Origin of the sequence: Escherichia sp. 94.0001 (assembly GCF_013369155.2) — a bacterium.
GTDB lineage: Bacteria > Pseudomonadota > Gammaproteobacteria > Enterobacterales > Enterobacteriaceae > Escherichia > Escherichia coli_F.
In genome coordinates this window covers 1-489 of the sequence record NZ_JABWMS020000236.1, presented here as the reverse complement: position 1 = coordinate 489, position 489 = coordinate 1, and the positions used below count along the sequence as shown (strand labels likewise).

The window sequence follows — 489 nt, the reverse complement described above, 5'->3', positions numbered from 1 at the left end:
GCTGCGTATATCCATAAAGCAGAACATCTGGAAGAACGTCGACTGATGCTACAGTGGTGGGCAGATTTTCTGGATGCGAACAGAGATAAGGGTATCAGCCCGTTTGAATATGCAAAGATTAACAATCCATTAAAATAGTAAGCAGTCCGGGCTGATTGCCCGGACTGCTTTAACTGATTATTTTTCTTTGTAAATGATGACGAAGATTGATGTTCTGGCAAGTTACTCCGGCTTCCATTAAAGTCCCTTCGTCATGTTCTTCAGGCTATTTATGACTGTGATTAGCACCAGGAATATCTGGTTTCCATGAGAGCAGGTAATAACCCCCGGTGTTTTCGGCTGTTCTGGTATCCTTGTCCAACACAGGCAGTCATTATAAACGGTAAAAAATGTATTCACTGTTATGAAATCAATAGTCCTGACGTACTGTTGAATGTGCTTGCGTTCTGAACCTTGTACAACCAGTACATTTGATACCGAATTATAAAC

1 pseudogene is annotated in these 489 nt (G+C 41.3%); it reads left to right on the top strand.

The features are described from left to right. Window positions 1–138 (top strand): annotated as a pseudogene (locus HEN33_RS25455) (tyrosine-type recombinase/integrase); the annotation flags it as partial. Between the last annotated feature and the right edge of the window lie 351 nt (window positions 139–489).